This is a genomic window from Singulisphaera photorubra (assembly GCF_045290345.1).
Classification (GTDB): Bacteria; Planctomycetota; Planctomycetia; order Isosphaerales; family Isosphaeraceae; genus Singulisphaera.
Map to the genome: position 1 here is coordinate 8,320,814 of NZ_CP155447.1, position 15,027 is coordinate 8,335,840.

The 15,027-nt window shown below is 61.0% G+C and carries 15 protein-coding genes and 1 tRNA gene; 8 read left to right on the forward strand and 8 right to left on the reverse strand.

Going from position 1 to position 15,027, the window contains the following annotated elements:
* Positions 1-44: 44 nt before the first annotated feature.
* Positions 45-117: transfer RNA gene (locus V5E97_RS31310), tRNA-Glu, on the forward strand.
* 274 nt (positions 118-391) lie between these two features.
* Here V5E97_RS31310 and V5E97_RS31315 read toward each other — a convergent pair.
* The gene (locus tag V5E97_RS31315; protein WP_406695480.1) at positions 392-736 is read right to left on the reverse strand and encodes a hypothetical protein; all 345 of its coding nucleotides are present in this window, start codon (positions 734-736) and stop codon (positions 392-394) included.
* Positions 737-1,128: 392 nt separating this feature from the next.
* On the opposite strand from V5E97_RS31315, the gene V5E97_RS31320 reads away from it, so the two are divergent.
* Positions 1,129-1,584, forward strand: coding sequence for a hypothetical protein (locus tag V5E97_RS31320; protein ID WP_406695481.1), 456 nt, complete (start codon positions 1,129-1,131; stop codon positions 1,582-1,584).
* A gap of 714 nt (positions 1,585-2,298) precedes the next feature.
* Here V5E97_RS31320 and V5E97_RS31325 read toward each other — a convergent pair.
* From V5E97_RS31325 to V5E97_RS31335, 3 genes are all read right to left on the reverse strand, one after another.
* Positions 2,299-3,399 (reverse strand): alpha/beta hydrolase, encoded by a 1,101-nt coding sequence (locus V5E97_RS31325; protein ID WP_406695482.1) that lies wholly within the window; start codon positions 3,397-3,399, stop codon positions 2,299-2,301.
* A 98-nt stretch (positions 3,400-3,497) separates the two neighbouring features.
* Entirely contained in the window at positions 3,498-3,710 is a 213-nt protein-coding gene (locus tag V5E97_RS31330; RefSeq protein ID WP_406701248.1) for a DsbA family oxidoreductase, read from the reverse strand.
* 66 nt (positions 3,711-3,776) lie between these two features.
* Positions 3,777-4,004: a hypothetical protein gene (locus V5E97_RS31335; protein WP_406695483.1), complete on the reverse strand. Its 228-nt coding sequence runs from the start codon at positions 4,002-4,004 to the stop codon at positions 3,777-3,779.
* Between the two features lie 518 nt (positions 4,005-4,522).
* Between V5E97_RS31335 and V5E97_RS31340 the strand changes: the two genes are divergently transcribed.
* From V5E97_RS31340 to V5E97_RS31355, 4 genes are all read left to right on the forward strand, one after another.
* Complete coding sequence (locus V5E97_RS31340) at positions 4,523-4,696, forward strand: hypothetical protein (RefSeq protein WP_406695484.1); 174 nt, start codon at positions 4,523-4,525, stop codon at positions 4,694-4,696.
* A 233-nt stretch (positions 4,697-4,929) separates the two neighbouring features.
* The gene (locus tag V5E97_RS31345) at positions 4,930-5,118 is read left to right on the forward strand and encodes a type II toxin-antitoxin system antitoxin (RefSeq protein ID WP_406695485.1); all 189 of its coding nucleotides are present in this window, start codon (positions 4,930-4,932) and stop codon (positions 5,116-5,118) included.
* 102 nt (positions 5,119-5,220) lie between these two features.
* Positions 5,221-5,955, forward strand: coding sequence for a PTS sugar transporter subunit IIA (locus V5E97_RS31350; protein ID WP_406695486.1), 735 nt, complete (start codon positions 5,221-5,223; stop codon positions 5,953-5,955).
* 462 nt (positions 5,956-6,417) lie between these two features.
* On the forward strand, positions 6,418-7,377 hold the full coding sequence (locus tag V5E97_RS31355; RefSeq protein ID WP_406695487.1) for a carbonic anhydrase: 960 nt from the start codon (positions 6,418-6,420) through the stop codon (positions 7,375-7,377).
* A 161-nt stretch (positions 7,378-7,538) separates the two neighbouring features.
* Here the strand turns inward: V5E97_RS31355 and V5E97_RS31360 are convergent, their stop codons facing one another.
* On the reverse strand, positions 7,539-8,462 hold the full coding sequence (locus V5E97_RS31360) for an alpha/beta hydrolase family protein (RefSeq protein WP_406695488.1): 924 nt from the start codon (positions 8,460-8,462) through the stop codon (positions 7,539-7,541).
* Positions 8,463-8,852: 390 nt separating this feature from the next.
* Between V5E97_RS31360 and V5E97_RS31365 the strand changes: the two genes are divergently transcribed.
* Positions 8,853-9,521: a hypothetical protein gene (locus V5E97_RS31365; protein WP_406695489.1), complete on the forward strand. Its 669-nt coding sequence runs from the start codon at positions 8,853-8,855 to the stop codon at positions 9,519-9,521.
* Between the two features lie 41 nt (positions 9,522-9,562).
* On the opposite strand, the gene V5E97_RS31370 is transcribed toward V5E97_RS31365, so the two are convergent.
* Genes V5E97_RS31370 through V5E97_RS31380 form a run of 3 tightly spaced genes read right to left on the reverse strand, consistent with a single transcriptional unit; the run spans position 9,563 to position 13,207 of the window.
* Complete coding sequence (locus tag V5E97_RS31370; RefSeq protein ID WP_406695490.1) at positions 9,563-10,015, reverse strand: response regulator; 453 nt, start codon at positions 10,013-10,015, stop codon at positions 9,563-9,565.
* The gene (locus V5E97_RS31375) at positions 10,005-12,059 is read right to left on the reverse strand and encodes a sensor histidine kinase (protein WP_406695491.1); all 2,055 of its coding nucleotides are present in this window, start codon (positions 12,057-12,059) and stop codon (positions 10,005-10,007) included. The genes V5E97_RS31370 and V5E97_RS31375 overlap by 11 nt, the downstream gene beginning before the upstream one ends.
* Positions 12,060-12,091: 32 nt before the next feature.
* On the reverse strand, positions 12,092-13,207 hold the full coding sequence (locus tag V5E97_RS31380; RefSeq protein ID WP_406695492.1) for an ATP-binding protein: 1,116 nt from the start codon (positions 13,205-13,207) through the stop codon (positions 12,092-12,094).
* A 418-nt stretch (positions 13,208-13,625) separates the two neighbouring features.
* Here V5E97_RS31380 and V5E97_RS31385 point away from each other — a divergent pair, with 418 nt between their 5' ends.
* Positions 13,626-14,807, forward strand: coding sequence for an endonuclease/exonuclease/phosphatase family protein (locus V5E97_RS31385; RefSeq protein WP_406695493.1), 1,182 nt, complete (start codon positions 13,626-13,628; stop codon positions 14,805-14,807).
* Positions 14,808-15,027 lie beyond the last annotated feature (220 nt).

Here is a 15,027-nt window from a genome sequence, read left to right on the forward strand (position 1 = left end):
TTGACTTCGCCTCGAATGTCCGGCATTATAGTCCTACCGCAAAGGCCCCCATCGTCTAGTGGCCTAGGATACTAGGTTCTCAGCCTAGGGACCGGGGTTCGAGTCCCCGTGGGGGTATTTTTCAAGCGGTCGAAGGGGTTACGTCGAGAGGCGTAACCCCTTTTTTTTTGTTGCGGCCAGGTCGTGCAATCGATCTGTAACAACAGGACTTTCGCGCTCACCTAGGATTGGGGGGACCGCCCCCGATACCCACAAGGTTGGCTTGGGCAGATTGAAAGAATCTGGCCACCTACCCAAAGCCGAGCCCCCTGCCCTAATCGACAGCTTTCAGGTGATCATCGCCGGGTTAGTGACCCGGTGGTTCTCGGGCGTCAGACGGGAGAAATCCTCGTCAGCTTCCATGACCGAGGACGCCTTGGCGTTCACCCCACTGGACCCAGGCCTGGGCCATCAGTCGCACTTTTCCCATGGCCTCGGGCGGGACGGGGTTCTGCTCGGTGATCGCCTCCAGAGCCCAGAACCACCGATTGGGCTCGCGGCTCAACTCTTCAAGGATCAGGGGGACGACTGGAACCCCCATTCCGATGATGCTCTGGTAGGGCTTGAGCATTGCAATCTGGGCGGAATTGGAGAGGTGACGCGATTCCTGTTTCCATTCGGTGGCAAGCCGCTGGAATCGTTCCGCGACGCTCAGTCTTTCGGTCGCCGATTGTGGCGGGGAGGGAGACTCCGACATGGCCGTGCGCTCGTTGCACGCGAACGTCCGTCACGAGCGGTAGCCCGAACTCGGCTTCATTCTAACGCCGGGGCAGAACGCCCCAAGCCGGAACCGGTCCGGGCTTCACGCCATCCCTTTGAGCGTGATGTCCTGCCACTACTGACACAAATCTGACACAATAAGGGTCACACAAAGCCCCTGTGAATTTTGTCGGAAATATGTTTTGTTTTGTATGTGAAATGTTGGTGTGATTCCGTTATGGAGAAACACGACTCCTCAAGGGTGATCCCTGACGCCATGCCGGTCCCAACGTGTTGAGCAGGATATGGCCCGTTCGCGTTCTCACCCGTTACGCAGGCCAGCGACTCAATTGGGTTGAGAGTGTCGACTCGGACATGAAGAGGCCCATCGTGCAACGACCTCGTTCCCGCATGACGATCCGTTGGATGATGTTGCTGGTGGTTCTCGTCGCTTCTGTCCTCAGCTTCTGGGCCTACCTTGATCGGTGGGAGAGGCGACGGGTGGTGATGTACCAGCAGCAGGGTGTGACTCGGTCAATCATGCTTGTGGCCGAGGAAGACTTCGCGGCAGCCGGACACACGCGATCGCAGTTCCGGCAGGTGGGAACCAGTAAAGCCTATACAGACCACTGGACGGAGCGGCTCGAAGCGTGGGGGAGTCGCGATGGGCGGGATGTGCTCCTGCTCCGCGCGGTCGTGTCGGGTGCCAATGGCCGGTTCAGGGCTCCGCCGATCTCAGTCGAGATCGACGGCTTCCCATTCGAGTCTCCCTGGCTGGATCGTTTGCTCCGCGCCTACCGCACGAAGGGTTGGCAGTATCGAGTGGTCAGACGCTCGAACTTGTAGAACGCCCTCAGGCGGCGCTCCCCGAGTTCAGGGGAATCCAGGGACAGCGATCGCTGGTGGGAAGGCCAAGGGAGGGAACCACTTCGATCCCTCCGACGCATTAGTCTTTGGTGCGTCAATGTTTATGGGTTGAACGTCGGGTAAAGCTTCGCCAAACCCGTTATGAACTTATCGACGATGATGCCATGGCCGCTCGCGTTGACGTAGGGCGAAACGGGTTCGGCGAAGCTTTAGCAGGAATTCGGCCGTGGGCTTTTTTGGAGCAAGTGGCCACACACTTTATTTGGGAGGGCTGGGAGGATTAGGGGGGGCGAGTTCGATATAGACGCCGTTGGAATATCTAGGCTTCACAATCTACCCCCTTTGGGTACCTGGTCACCAATCTCGCGGGAAACCCGCACGTCCGGATCTGTAGGGGGCTCGGGCGGCAACGCCCGAGCCTACCCGACCCATTTTTCTCCTGATCGGTGACCCTCGTTGTTTGGGGGCGGAAGTCAAGGGATTGTTTGCGACTTATCGCTGGCCATCGGCGTGGTGGAGATCAGCGAGAAGTCTCCTTTAAAGGCCACCGCATCTGCCACCACTCCGACGACGTGTATTACCGGTGAACACAGCCGCCAACACCGCCCTCTCGACGACCTGACATGCCCAAGCAACCCGCTCATGGCAGCCGCATGGGCAGGTCCGCGTCCGTTACGCTCTCGGCCGCGACGACTACTTATCCTTCTTCGGAGCGTACCCCTTCCACACCCATTCGATGGCGTGCGGGAGGAATTGCTGCTGGGCGTTGCCGACGCTGTGGCCGGCCCCGCGGCAGAACAGGTACTGGTACTCGTACCCCTTGGCCTTCAGCACCTTGGCCATGCGGTGGTTGGCCTCCACCCAGTCGTGCATGCCGTCCCGCATCACGTTCGGGTTGAGCAAGTCCGCGTCGCCGACGGAGATGAACAGTCGGATGGGCTTCTTGGGACTGTTGGGGATGAGCGTCTCGTGGAAGCCCCAGGCCCCGTCTGGGTACTTCGGGTCGAACGGCCACGCCTGGTTCACGAACGTGCCCGACGTCGTCAATACGCGGCGGTACAGGTCGGTGCGGAACCAGGCCATGATGAGCGCGGCCGAGCCGCCGGAACTGTTCCCCATCGCCGCGCGGCCGTCGGGGTCTTTGGTTAGCTTCACCCCGCAGTTTTTCTCCACCCGCGGCAGCACTTCTGTTTCGATGTACTCGGCAAAGTCACCATTCATGTTGTCATATTCTTTGCCGCGTTCGTGCCCCTGGGCGTCGCCGCCGCCGTTGGCAACCCAGATGACGATGATCGGCGGGATCCGCTTCTGGGCGATCAGGTTGTCGAAAATGTGCAGCAACTCGGCGTTGGGCTTCCCGCCCGGGCCGTCGTGAATGACCTGGAACGGTGCGTCGTTGCCCGCTTTGTACTGCGCGGGAATGTAGACCGTGATCTTGCGATTGTAGTCGATGGTGTGGGTCTCGACGATCAGCGTCTTCGGGTTGCTCGGATCGACCTTCCCGAACTCCTTGCGGGCGATTCCGGGATTGAAGAGCTTGGTGTCCTTCGAGTCGATGACGAACTGCTCCACCTTCCCCTCGGGAACGCCATCGACCTTTTTGCGTTCAGGCGCGGGCACGTACTTTGGCCCGATGACGAAATTCTCGTTGGTATCGAGCGGAGGGTTCTCGCCCTCTTTCAGCACCTTGAACGGCGGGGCACCCGGGTCATCGAAGTTGCGCACCGGCGGCGCGGCCAACACGCTGGAGCATGAGAGAGCCGTGATCAGAAAAACTAACTGCGGCTTGAACATGAAACCCCTCGTCGATTCGTCTTCTGGTGAGCGCCCATGACGGCACTGGAGTGAACGCTGTGGTGCATCCTATTTACCCGATTTCGCATCGGTCGGCACTACGCCGCGGAAGAAGCCCACAACTTAACACTCCCGCTTACCGGGTCGACCTCGCAGGCCTCCCCGGCCACGGCTGCCTCACCCGCCCGCTCGAACGCTTGCAAGAACATCTCAGGCGGCTGGGCGCCGGACAGGGCGACGCGGCCGTTCACGATGAAGAACGGCACGCCTGACACACCGAGCCGGCGGGCCTGCTCCTTCCCGGGCCTCACCAGGTCCAACCCGACGTCCCCAACGAGCCGCTCGTTCACCTCCGCCCGATCGAGCTGCCCCGGCCGTCACCTCGGCCAGCGTCGCCCTGTCGGACAGGTCGCGGCCGTCGGTGAAGTCAGCCAGGAATAGGGCCTCCGCCACCGCATCCTGAACGCCCCGCTCGCCTGCGAGCCAGGCTGGAACGGGTGCCAGCGGTCGGAGGCCGTGCGGCCTTCAAAGGCCTTCTCCAGCCGTCGCTTACCGATGAAGTACCACGGGCAGATCACGTCCGAAATCACGTCGATGGTCAGCATCGAGGGAACCTCCCAGACTCCGCATGTCCCGAGATCTCACTGGAGGCGGATGGCCGCTATATCCCGGCCGTTACCCCCCGCTTCTTCTCCGTCGCCGTCAGCCCGTGAGTGACCGAGATCGGGCCGCTGACCCCGGGGGGAAAACCGCGTCTCAGGCTCAAACCGGCCTCCCGCTGGTTCCGGAAAAGGTTGCAGAACCTCGTAGGGGTTGAAATCCGGGGCGGAGTCGGGTTGTGGCTCGTTCTTCTCGCGACTTATGGACAGATACCCCCCCTGGGCTTCGTGTTACCGCTTGTACGCGGTTGCATCCCGTCGTTTAGGGTGTTTTCAAAGAGGGTCAGGATCACGATAGGATTCGCATAACGATCATATGTTTAGTGTATTAAACGTGGTAAATACGGATTTGCCAAGGCGATTCTCCCAGGTGTCAATCCCCGGTTTGGCATGATTGATGCAGGTTCAAGCCACCTTGGTATGTGCGAAACGGACTCGACGGCTCAGCCAGACCGAGGTGACCCATGTCACACGAGCAAGGCGAATTCCCTCATGGCAATCAGGGACTGAAGCCCGAGGCACTCAGTAACGAACTTCTCAAGCTCAAGATCGACGATTTGTTTCAGGAGGTCGAGAGCCTCAAAGCTCGGGTCGCTCGCCTGGAGAGTGAGTCCAAAAAAGGCCATGTAGCCCGCTAGGGCTGACACCACCGATTTGACTCGGCGCGAAACTCCTCCAGACCCGCTGTCAGGAGCGGCCCGGTGTGACCTGTCATCAACGTCCCGAGAAGGACAATTATGGCACAGACTTGACAATTGAAGAACTTGGAAGGATAGTGTCCTAAGATGTCACTCGGGGGCGAGGGATAGTGGAGCCTGGCTCCGGTCTCCTTGCTCCGCTTTGCTGACCCTCTCGGGATAAGGACACGCTCATGCCGGAAACCGTCGTGCACTTCCAGATTCGCATGCCACCGGCGCTGCATGAGCAGTTGGCGAGCTGGGCCAAGGAAGACAAGGCGTCGCTCAACGCACTGATCGTCTCGATCCTCAAGAACGATGCCGAGAAACGCGAGTTGGGGGAAAACCGGGCGTCGAGTCGGACGGACGAGGCAGCGCGGTAGTGGAAGTCCGGCCATTTTTTTTAAGGAGCGGCGGCCCTTGGCCTTGAATCGAGGGTTTGGTCCCTTCGTGCGGTTCGCTGGGGAAATCATGGTGTTCCGAGCATGAACCTTTCGGTCCGCGAGACAGCGAGCCTTCTGACCGTCTCCGAGAAGACGATCTATCGCTGGATCAAACAGCAGACCATCCCGGCCTACCGAGTCCAGGACCAGTACCGCTTCAATCGCGCGGAAATCCTGGAATGGGCGACTGCGCGCCGGCTGAAGGTTTCCAGCGAGATTTTCCAAGAGCCCGAGGCCGCCGACCAACCGATCCCGTCGCTGCTGGCCGCCCTGGAAGCGGGCGGCGTCTTTTATCGGGTCTCGGGTTTCGATAAGGAAAGCGTGTTGCGCGAGGTGGTCGGCCTCCTCAGATTGCCGGAAGAGGTCGACCGGGACTTTCTGCTCCGGGTCCTGATTGCACGTGAGGCGATCGCCCCCACGGCCGTCGGCGATGGAATCGCCATCCCCCACGTGCGCAACCCCGTCGTGCTCCACGTCGGGCGTCCCATGATTGCGCTCTGCTTTCTGGATCAGCCCATCGAGTATGGCGCCTTGGATGGCAAGCCGGTCCATACCTTGTTCACGATCATCAGCCCCACCACGCGGGCTCACCTCCACCTCACCTCGATGCTATCCTTCGTCCTGAAAAATCCGGGCTTCCGCCAAGCGATCGAGCGGCCCGAGGCACGCCCCGAGATCTTGAGTCACGTCGAACGCGCAGAAAAAGCACTCGCGGCCTCTCGGCCCCAACGTGTACCTGATGAGGGCGTGGACCCGTCTTCGGGGGCCTTAGCCTAAAATTGGGCCGGATGCGGTGAGGATCGCTCGTGGTCGCATGACCGTGGGACTGAGGCCCGTTGGGACCCCGGACCGTGGCCGTCGTGGGGCCGTCGGTATTGCTGGGGGAGCCACTGGCAATCGCCAGGCTCAGCGGAGATAATTTGGTGCAGTTTCTGCTGGAGGCGATCGTGCGTCGCGGATCAATGCGGCTCTGATTCCGCAGTGCGTCCGATGTCGATTGTCTTCGACTGAAACGGGGTCAAATGCAAGGTCCAGGCTTGTCCGGAACCTGCGCGTTGGCTAATAGCGAAGGGAAAGTTCGCGCCAAGTCCCCCCCCCGCATTGCCGCACGACCTCTGGATCTTGAGTGCAGGCTCTGGCCTGAAGCGTCACATACTCCTTTGGAGAAGCAGGAAGCTTGGAGCTCAGGCTGTCCCCCGACTGCCTTTGCCAGACTTCTTGACGCACTCGAGATCAATAATGAATACGATTGATTATATTTACAGATTCGATCCGAAGAATCCGACCGCGAAACCCTTGACCCGCGATGCGGAGGCCGCGCGGCGGGCCCTTGAAGACGGGAACCGGATGTTCTCGCACTGGATGGAGAGCTGCCGGACCAACACGACTTCGCTGGGCGAACCGCGCTACGTGGTGCAGTGCAACGGGTTGGAGATGGGCATGAAGCGGACCTACGGGGAGATGCCCACCCAGTCGCCGTTCGCGGTGGTGGTCGGGTGCTCCGACGCTCGGGTGCCGACCGAGATGCTCTTTGGTCAGGGGTTCAATGATCTGTTCGTGATCCGGGTCGCCGGCAACGTCCTGGATGACGCCTGCCTGGGAAGCGTGGACTATGCACTCACCAGCTTGAGCCATAGCATTCGGGTGGTCGTCATGCTCGGCCACAGCGGTTGCGGAGCGGTGACAGGAGCGGTCGAAGCCTATCTCCAGCCGCTGAAGTTCTGGTCGAAGGCGGTCACTCCCATGCTCCGCTCGATCACGCAGCGGATCTTTGTCGCGGTCCGGGAAGCCGCCAACGGGATCAAGGACGTTTGGGGCCCGGACGCCCGTGACATGCCTGGCTTCCGGGAGGCATTGATCGAGACGGCGGTCTGTCTCAACGCCGCTCAAGCGGCCTTCGCCCTTCGCCAGGATGTGGAACGCAACGCCCGCTGGGAGATCGAGGTGCTGTACGGGGTTCACAACATCCGCAACCATCAGGTTTGTATGCCTGTTGATCCTGCCGCGGCGCCCTCCGACGAGCACGTTCATCTCGCAACCGCGCCGACCAACCCCAAGGAGTTCTACGCGCTCGCCGTGAAGATGGCCCAGATACTCAAGCCAGGCCGCGAGACGACCTCCGCACCTGCGCAAGCGAGTGCTAACGGGAATGCACGGCGGCCGCTTGATGTGTCGGATGCGGACCCCGCGACGGCCTGAGCGGGCCTGGAGGCACGAACGACCGTTCGATGCCTCCCCTGTCGCTTTCCGAACTGGGTTTGACCCCAGGAGAATCGACGCAATCCAGGTCTGCGGAGCTCCGTCGGACGCGTCGTTGCCCGACGCCTGATGTCGGCAACGAGCGTCCCTGGCATGGCAGCTTATTTCCCGGTACTGAGCGCTGAGTTCGCGCGAGCGATGGCGAAATCGACGAGTTCCTGACAGCGGAAGAAGCCCTCCCAGTAGTTGTGCCCCTGCCCCTTGGCGACGACCAGGGTGACGGCATCAGCGGCACCGGCCGCTTGGTAACGCCTTGCGAACTCCGCGGAGTTCGCTTGCAGGGGAACAACCTTGTCATCGTCGCCGTGAATGAAGAAGGCCGGCACGCGATGCGCTGCGAGAACCTTGACCCGCTCAATCGGATTCAAGGTTCCGAGCTGGGCCTCGAATTGTTCCGGCGTCAAGTCATAAGCAGGTGCGGCGAGTTTCAGGCCTGGATAGGTTCGGACGTCGAAGACCGGGTAGATCCCGGCGATTCCGGCCACCTTGTCCGGGTTCTCGGCTGCCCAGCTCGAGACCCAGAGGCCGCCGCGGCTCCGTCCGAGCAGGCAAGGACGTTTCCCGAAGCCCCGTTTCTCGGTCAACTCGTCATAAAGCTTGGTGAGAAGCTCGCGGCTTTTCGGGCTGCCATAGGCCTCGCCCACGTCGATTCCCGCGACGGCCACCCCTGCGTTGAGAAATTGCTCGTGCATCCATTTCTCATGCAGGTCGGGGTACGCGGGTAGGGTTGGGGCATAGAGGATCCAGGGTTGCGGAGTCTGCCGTTTCGCCTTGGCTGGCAGAAGAATGAAGGCTGGCCGTCCCGCGACGAGGAACGACTCCCCGGGGAGGATCAGTTCCTTTTTGGGAACCTCTGCGCCCGTTGGATTTGGCTTCGAATCGGTTTGAGCGAGCAGAGTGCCCGCGGCTTCGCTGTGGGGAGCGGATGTTGATGCGTCTCTGCCCTCGAGACCTTGGCTGGCGGAGAGTTCCAGCGCCGTCGAGATGACGATAAGCCCCGTCAAGGCAAAGTGAGATTTGCGCATGATCACCTCGGAAGAGAATGGTTTCGCCGCATTCTATTCGCTGGACGACCGCGATGCCATTGAGCGAAAATTACCCTTGGCCATGGTGGTTTGGCGACCACTTGAGGGAGTCACTCAAGACGGTCACCACGCGAGACAGGAGGAATCTCGAAGGGGCCGGCCGAAGGTTCTCACTGGCGAGAGAAAAGACAACCTCTGATTGGGCTTTTCGCCTCGGGGACTGACCGGGTGGCCTGGCTTGTCCGCCTCGAATTCCCTGCGTCAATGCAGGCCTGCATCCGTCAGGTATATTTGAGGGAACGCGCCTGGTGGTACCGGTTTCACGCCCCGCGTGAGCGCGATTCACGGCCGGCCCTGCGCCCAGACGAACACCTCTTGAGGACGACACCGATGAGTGACAGGGTGAAACGATCGTTTCGACCGAGCGCTGAGTGCGTCGAAGAGCGTTGCGTCGCGACGGCTCATACCTTGGCCGCCGGCGCTGAACTTCATGCCATGGCGGTTCGTCATCGTGCCGAGCGAGCGGCGATGGTGCTCGCGCGGCTCCCTCAGTTTCAGGCGCCGACGGGAACGGCTCAGGTGAGCGGACCCGCCATTGTCACGGAGCGGGCGACGATCGAGTCGATGCGGGTCAAGCGACGCTTTCCGCGTCCTAATCCCAATCCTCGCCCCGATCCCAACCCCGGGTCAGGGCCCAATGGTGGAATGGGTTTGATTCGGTTGGGGCTTCCCAGTGGCTTTCTCGACTACGGTGTTGTGAGCCTCTGGAACAACACGAACACGACGGTCACGTTCGGGATCTCCGCGTCGACTTACCGCAACGGCCAAACCTTTTTCTTCACGTTCCGGCCTGGCCAGAACCAGTCTTTCTATGCCCCGGTGGTGAACGGAATCAAGCCGCTCTTTCAGGTGACGTTCAACTCCGATCCGCGTAATTCGATCCCGCTGCCGCAGCAGAATATCGTCTTTGAATCCCCTCGTTACGTGCCTCAGGGAACGGCCGGTTGGCCCTATGCGATCGGGTACGGAGTCAACGGATATTTCCTCACGCAGATTTGAGGCAGGAGCAGACGAAGGGGCATGGCCTTGCCTCGGGTTGGTCAATGACTTGGCCGGGTGCGAGGCGGCCGGATGGCGGTCTCGTGCCAGTATTGACGGAGCGTGACGACCAGGTCGCGATAACGCGGGTATTCGGCCGGCTTCTGAATGTACGTGTTCGCGCCAGCCTGATAGGTCTGGAGAACGTCCTCATCGCGCAGCGACGTGGTGAGGACGACGACCGGAATCGTCCGTAACAACGGGTCGTTCTTGATCTGGGTGAGAACCTGACATCCGTCGATCCCGGGGAGGTTCAGATCGAGCAGGATCAGGTCGGGTTCCAGGTCTGTGTCGGACTTCGGGTCTTGCAGGCGGACTAGATAATCGAGCGCTTTGCGTCCGTCATGGATGACGGTCAGGCGGTGCGGGACGTTCCCGTCGTGCAGCGCCCGCTCGATGATCATCACGTCGGCCCGACTGTCCTCGACCAGGAGGATATGAAAATCAGGTCGCATGAGTCACTTCGGTTTGCGGCAAGGAAGGTTCGGGTGGAGATCGGCGTAAGCTAATGAAGAACGTCGACCCTTGATTTGGTTCGCTTTCGACCCAGATCCGGCCGCCATGGGCATGGACGATCTTGCTCCCAATTGCGAGTCCGGCACCTGTACCTTCGTACTCTTCTCGCGTGTGTAAGCGCCGGAAGAGCTGAAAAATCTTCGTATGGAACTGGGGGTCGATACCGATGCCGTTGTCTCGCACATAAATGGTGAGCCAGGGGCCAGGCTCGTCGGCCAAGGTTCCCACCTCGACCCAAGGCTCGGCGCTCTGGTTGTACTTCAGCCCGTTGCTAATCAAGTTCGCCAGAAGTTGGCCGATCCGGTCGCGGTCCCCCCATAAGGTTGGCAGCGGGGCGACCGTCCTGACTTCCGCACCTTTCGTGCGAATCAACTCGCCCAGATCGGCCTTGATGAACGACATAACCTCTTCCAGGTTAACCGTCGTGAATTCGCCTGTCACCCTCCCGGCTCGAGAAAGCGTGAGCAAGTCGTGGATCAGGGCTCGCATGCGTCTTGATGCGTCGACCAAGTAACGCACGTATTCCTGGCCGTTGGAATCGAGCTTGTCGCCGCAATCTCGAAGCAAGAAGTCGGAGAAGGCGATCAAGGTTCGCAACGGTTCCTGGAGGTCGTGTGAGACGACGTAAGTGAACTCGTCCATCTCCTTGTTCTTCCGCGAGAGCTCGTCGATCGTCGCGGCGAGTCGGTCGTTCTTCTCCCGGAGTTCAGCCTCCAGCCGGTGTCGCGCGGTGACGTCTTGGGCCACGATTCGGGTGTGAAGCAGCTTCCCACCCGATCCAACGACGGTTGTGCCCGAGACCCAGACGTCGATGGTCTCCCCGCTTGCCATGACCCACTGGCTCTCGATCTCGACTTTGCCTTTCAGGCGAAAGTCGGCGAACCGGCCCGCGAACAGAGACCGTCGCCATTCGGGCAAGAGTCGCTCGTAGGCTTGGCCAATGACCTCGTCACGGCGGTATCCGAGGGTGCGGAGGAGGGTGTCATTGCACTCCAGGAGACGTCCCTGGTCGTCGAGGCTGAAGTACATTGCCGGGGCGTTCTGATAGAGGTCGCTGTACCGGTCCTTCAGCTCTTCGAGTTCGCGGTTGATGTGCCGGAGTTGCTCGTTGACCTGCGTGAGCTCGCGGGTGCGGAGGCGAAGTTCACGCTCCGCGCGGATCTTGGCGGTGACGTCAGTGATGTGACATCGCAAGTGCGAGACCGTCAGGTCGGTTCCATACCGAGCGCCGACGTTCATCTCAATCGCTTTCGGTTTGCCGCGTGCGGTTTTGATCCGAAGGACCAGGCCGTGTGCTTCCCCCTTCGAGATCGCGGCACGCAACTCGTCACGCGCTCGCTCGTAATCATCGGGGTGGACGATTTCCAGAAACGACATTTCGCGGAGCTGCTTGAGTCCCCAGCCCAGAAATTCCTGCTCGGCGGCGCTTGATTCGATCCAGCGGAACGTTCGGGACTCGAGCCGGCTGACCATGTCGGTGGTTGAGAAGTCGCCCGAGAGCGAGACATCCAGGCTTTCGGCCCCAGGGGTCAGGGACGCGAGCAGTGCGCTTCGTGTCAGCGAGTCGGTCAGCTGTTGGGAGCTGAACTCGCCACTGCTCAAGGTCAGGTTCAGTGACGAGGGTGGGTCCGACTTGGGGGCGGGGTGCCAGACTTTTTTCAATTCCCGGAGCGAGCGGAGGACATCGCCGAGTTCGGGAACGTACGTCAGCTCAAACGGGCGTTCCGGATCATCGGCCAGGGCGTTCAGTTCTCGAGAGAGCCGGTGGATCGGGGTGGCCCAACGTTTGCGTTCGGCGTCGCTTTGCACGCGCCCGGCGATCAAGAGCATGACGGCGCTGAGCACCAGGATCGGCAGACTTCGGGGATACCCGAGAATCGCGTAGCTCGTCGCGCCGAAGCCGACCCAGAGCAGACCGAGGATCAGGGCGGCCCCCCATTGTTCTTGGAATTGGGCCAACTTACGTTCAGGTTGAGCAGGCATAGAGCAAGGTCTCGGAGACAATCGCGGGGCTGTTACGAGGCCCCCTGCCCGCTCCGGATGGTAGCGGGCATCACGGCCTGTGGCAGCCAGACGGCGAAGCAGGCGCCTCCGCCTGGGGTGTTGGAGGCGGTAAGGCGCCCCCCTTGTTCCTTGAGGATCTCCGAGGCGAGGTACAGTCCATACCCGCTTCCCGATTCCTTCGTGGTGAAGAACGGTTCGAAGATCCTCTCCAGCAAGCTTTCCGGGATCCCCGGTCCGTTGTCCGAGACCTCGACTCTGACCCACTCCACGCCTTGGTCACAGACGGGCTCGACGCGGACGGTAATCTGCCCCCCCTGCCCCGACGCCAAGATGGCTTCGTACGCATTGCCGAGCAGGTTGAGAAAGACTTGCAATAGCCGACCCGCATCGGCGCGCACCGGGGGAACACGATCGGGGACGATCGTTTCGATTCCGACGTGACTTGCCCGCGGGTCCGTTCCTTTGAGGAAGAGGTCGGTCGACTCACGGACGAGGGGGGGCAAGTCCACCAGCACGACCATGGGCGGGCCGCTTCGGACGGTCGCCATCAAGTGCTCGAGGCGAATTTGAAGCACCTGGGCATTCCGCAAAATCGGGTCGAGCCATTGAAGGTGGGGATCGTCGGGTTTGAGCTGATACTTCATCAACTCCGCGCTGCCGCGAATGACCGAGAGCGGCCCGCGAATCTCGTGGACGATCCCAGCGAGCAGCCGGCCGACCTGGACCAGGTGCTCGTTCAGAGCCGCCACGGTCGCCATCTGACGATACTGGATGAGCCGACTGATTCGGGCGAGGAAAATCTCGCCCGGCGAGTCTTTGGTCACATAGTCGTCGGCGCCGGCGTTGAGGCCGGTCAGGACGTCGTTGTCGTTGTCACGTACGGTGAGCATGAGCACCGGCATGCCCGCGAATTCGGGGTCAGCGCGAATCGCGCGGCAGACCGAATGGCCGTCCATGTCGGGAAGGTTGACGTCGAGCACGATCGCGTGAGGACGGACCTCCCGCGCTTTCGCTAACGCGTCCCCGCCCCGGGCGACTTCATGGACGGTGTGGCCGGCGCGGCTTAATAAGGTTCGGAACAGGGCCCGATCGGCCGGGCTGTCGTCGACGATCAGGACGGCACTCATCGGCCACAACTCCTTTGAACCCATAACCGACGCACCGTGCGCCGTGGTTCTTTCGATCGCCTTGTCGCGTCCTTGAGAACCTTTATGGGATGAACCCGTCGCATTCCTCGAGCGTGGCTCTTCGCGTATAATACGCCAATTATTGTTCCCTGGACACTGAGACGTTCCAAAAGCCCATAGAGTCGCCAGATCAGGAGGGTTGTCGGACCGGATTACTGTTTTTCAGGCCGCTCGATCCGACCTCTCCTCTGATGCCATCGCTGCGTCCCGTGTCGTTCGTGTGCTGCATCTTACCTCATTGCGGTCATTCCAAGCGACGTTATCCCCACCTGACCAGTGCGCTTACGTGCAAAGGGCGAGAAAGTGGCCCTGGTTCACCATCGCGAGTCGGGACGGAAGGTTAGGATTGAGGACCACGATGACTGAGAGTTCTCGCTCGGCGACTTCCGATCCGTTCTGGCGTTGCGCGATGTGTGGGACGCCCAACCCCTCTCGAACCTACCTGACCCAATGCCTTGGGTGTGGCGGACCAGTGTCGGCCGCCATCGTTACGGCTGTGGCGGATCGCGAGGCGACTCCCCCGCGTCGCGGGCGTTGGATCGCGCTGGCGACCGCGGTTTACGCGGTGTTCATCCTCGTGATTCTTGCGCTCATCGCTTGGGTCGGTGAAGACTGGTGGGGCGTGACGGTCCTCCTGTTCGTGCCGCGCTGGCTTTACCTTGCCCCGGTCGCCGTGCTGGCCCTGGCCAGTGGTCTGCGGCGGAAGCCTTCGCACTGGATCATGCAGGGGACGGTGGGACTGATCGTTGCCGGTCCGTTGATGGGGTTTTCCTTTTCGACGGCGCAGTTCTGGAGTCCTCGAGTCGAGGGAACATCGTTTCGGATTCTGACCTACAACCTTGGCCCTGGTCCGATCGATTCCCATCGGCTAATTCAGATGATTGAACGGGAGCGAATCGATCTGATCTGCTTGCAGGAAAACGTCGAGGTCAATCTTGCGTTCAAGGCCTACCTGGATCGGGGTTGGCATCGCGATCGGTCGAAGCGGTTGGCGAGTCGCTACCCGATCGTCGCTCATCTGGACTCGCTGGAAGATCAGTCGACCAACGATGGATGGTATTCCGCACAGCTTGATCGGGTCCGGATTCGAACGCCGCAAGGCCTGGAATTTGTCATCGCAACGGCCCACTTGCCCACGATCAGACCCGGACTGAACGGGGTACTTAACGGGGACCTGACCCGGTTGCCACTCCAAATTCAATGGTGGCGGACTCAACTGGGTCGAGTGGTGAGCCGGATGAGCGAGACGGGCAACGTCCCGATCCTGATTGGGGGGGACTTCAACATGCCTTCCGATGATTCGTCGATGGCAACGGTCAGGTCCGTCTTTCGTTTTGCCTTCGAGGACGCCGGGCGGGGCTACGGGTATACACGTCCCTCGCGGTTCCCCTGGTTCCGGATCGACCACCTTCTCGCCAGCCCGCACTGGACCTTCACGCGATGCTGGGTCGGCAACGACTGTGGCTCGGATCATCTCCCTTTGATCGCGGAGGTGGTTTTGCCCCCGACTGGGCAACCCGCGGTTCCGTCCCCGCGCTGATCGAGGCGACGTGTCGTGGATCTGGGCAAATGAGCTTTGGGGGCGATCGCGGTCCATCGTCCCGTTCGTGATAATTTCCGCTGGCGAGATTGCGGTCGATCCCTCGGACTTTCGCGAATCTGAGGCTGTCTCGGCCAACCCAGCGAGTCGCGTTCTCGCGAGCGAGTTGAGGATCAAGATCATCCGGGCATGGCGGTTGCACCTCCACGCTCTCGTCGCT

Coding starts and splice junctions, on each gene's coding strand:
- V5E97_RS31315 (WP_406695480.1), bottom strand. CDS start 736: ATGTCGGAGTCTCCCTCCCCGCCACAATCGGCGACCGAAAGACTGAGC.
- V5E97_RS31325 (WP_406695482.1), bottom strand. CDS start 3,399: ATGTTCAAGCCGCAGTTAGTTTTTCTGATCACGGCTCTCTCATGCTCC.
- V5E97_RS31335 (WP_406695483.1), bottom strand. CDS start 4,004: ATGCTGACCATCGACGTGATTTCGGACGTGATCTGCCCGTGGTACTTC.
- V5E97_RS31340 (WP_406695484.1), top strand. CDS start 4,523: ATGTCACACGAGCAAGGCGAATTCCCTCATGGCAATCAGGGACTGAAG.
- V5E97_RS31345 (WP_406695485.1), top strand. CDS start 4,930: ATGCCGGAAACCGTCGTGCACTTCCAGATTCGCATGCCACCGGCGCTG.
- V5E97_RS31350 (WP_406695486.1), top strand. CDS start 5,221: ATGAACCTTTCGGTCCGCGAGACAGCGAGCCTTCTGACCGTCTCCGAG.
- V5E97_RS31355 (WP_406695487.1), top strand. CDS start 6,418: ATGAATACGATTGATTATATTTACAGATTCGATCCGAAGAATCCGACC.
- V5E97_RS31360 (WP_406695488.1), bottom strand. CDS start 8,462: ATGCGCAAATCTCACTTTGCCTTGACGGGGCTTATCGTCATCTCGACG.
- V5E97_RS31365 (WP_406695489.1), top strand. CDS start 8,853: ATGAGTGACAGGGTGAAACGATCGTTTCGACCGAGCGCTGAGTGCGTC.
- V5E97_RS31370 (WP_406695490.1), bottom strand. CDS start 10,015: ATGCGACCTGATTTTCATATCCTCCTGGTCGAGGACAGTCGGGCCGAC.
- V5E97_RS31375 (WP_406695491.1), bottom strand. CDS start 12,059: ATGCCTGCTCAACCTGAACGTAAGTTGGCCCAATTCCAAGAACAATGG.
- V5E97_RS31380 (WP_406695492.1), bottom strand. CDS start 13,207: ATGAGTGCCGTCCTGATCGTCGACGACAGCCCGGCCGATCGGGCCCTG.
- V5E97_RS31385 (WP_406695493.1), top strand. CDS start 13,626: ATGACTGAGAGTTCTCGCTCGGCGACTTCCGATCCGTTCTGGCGTTGC.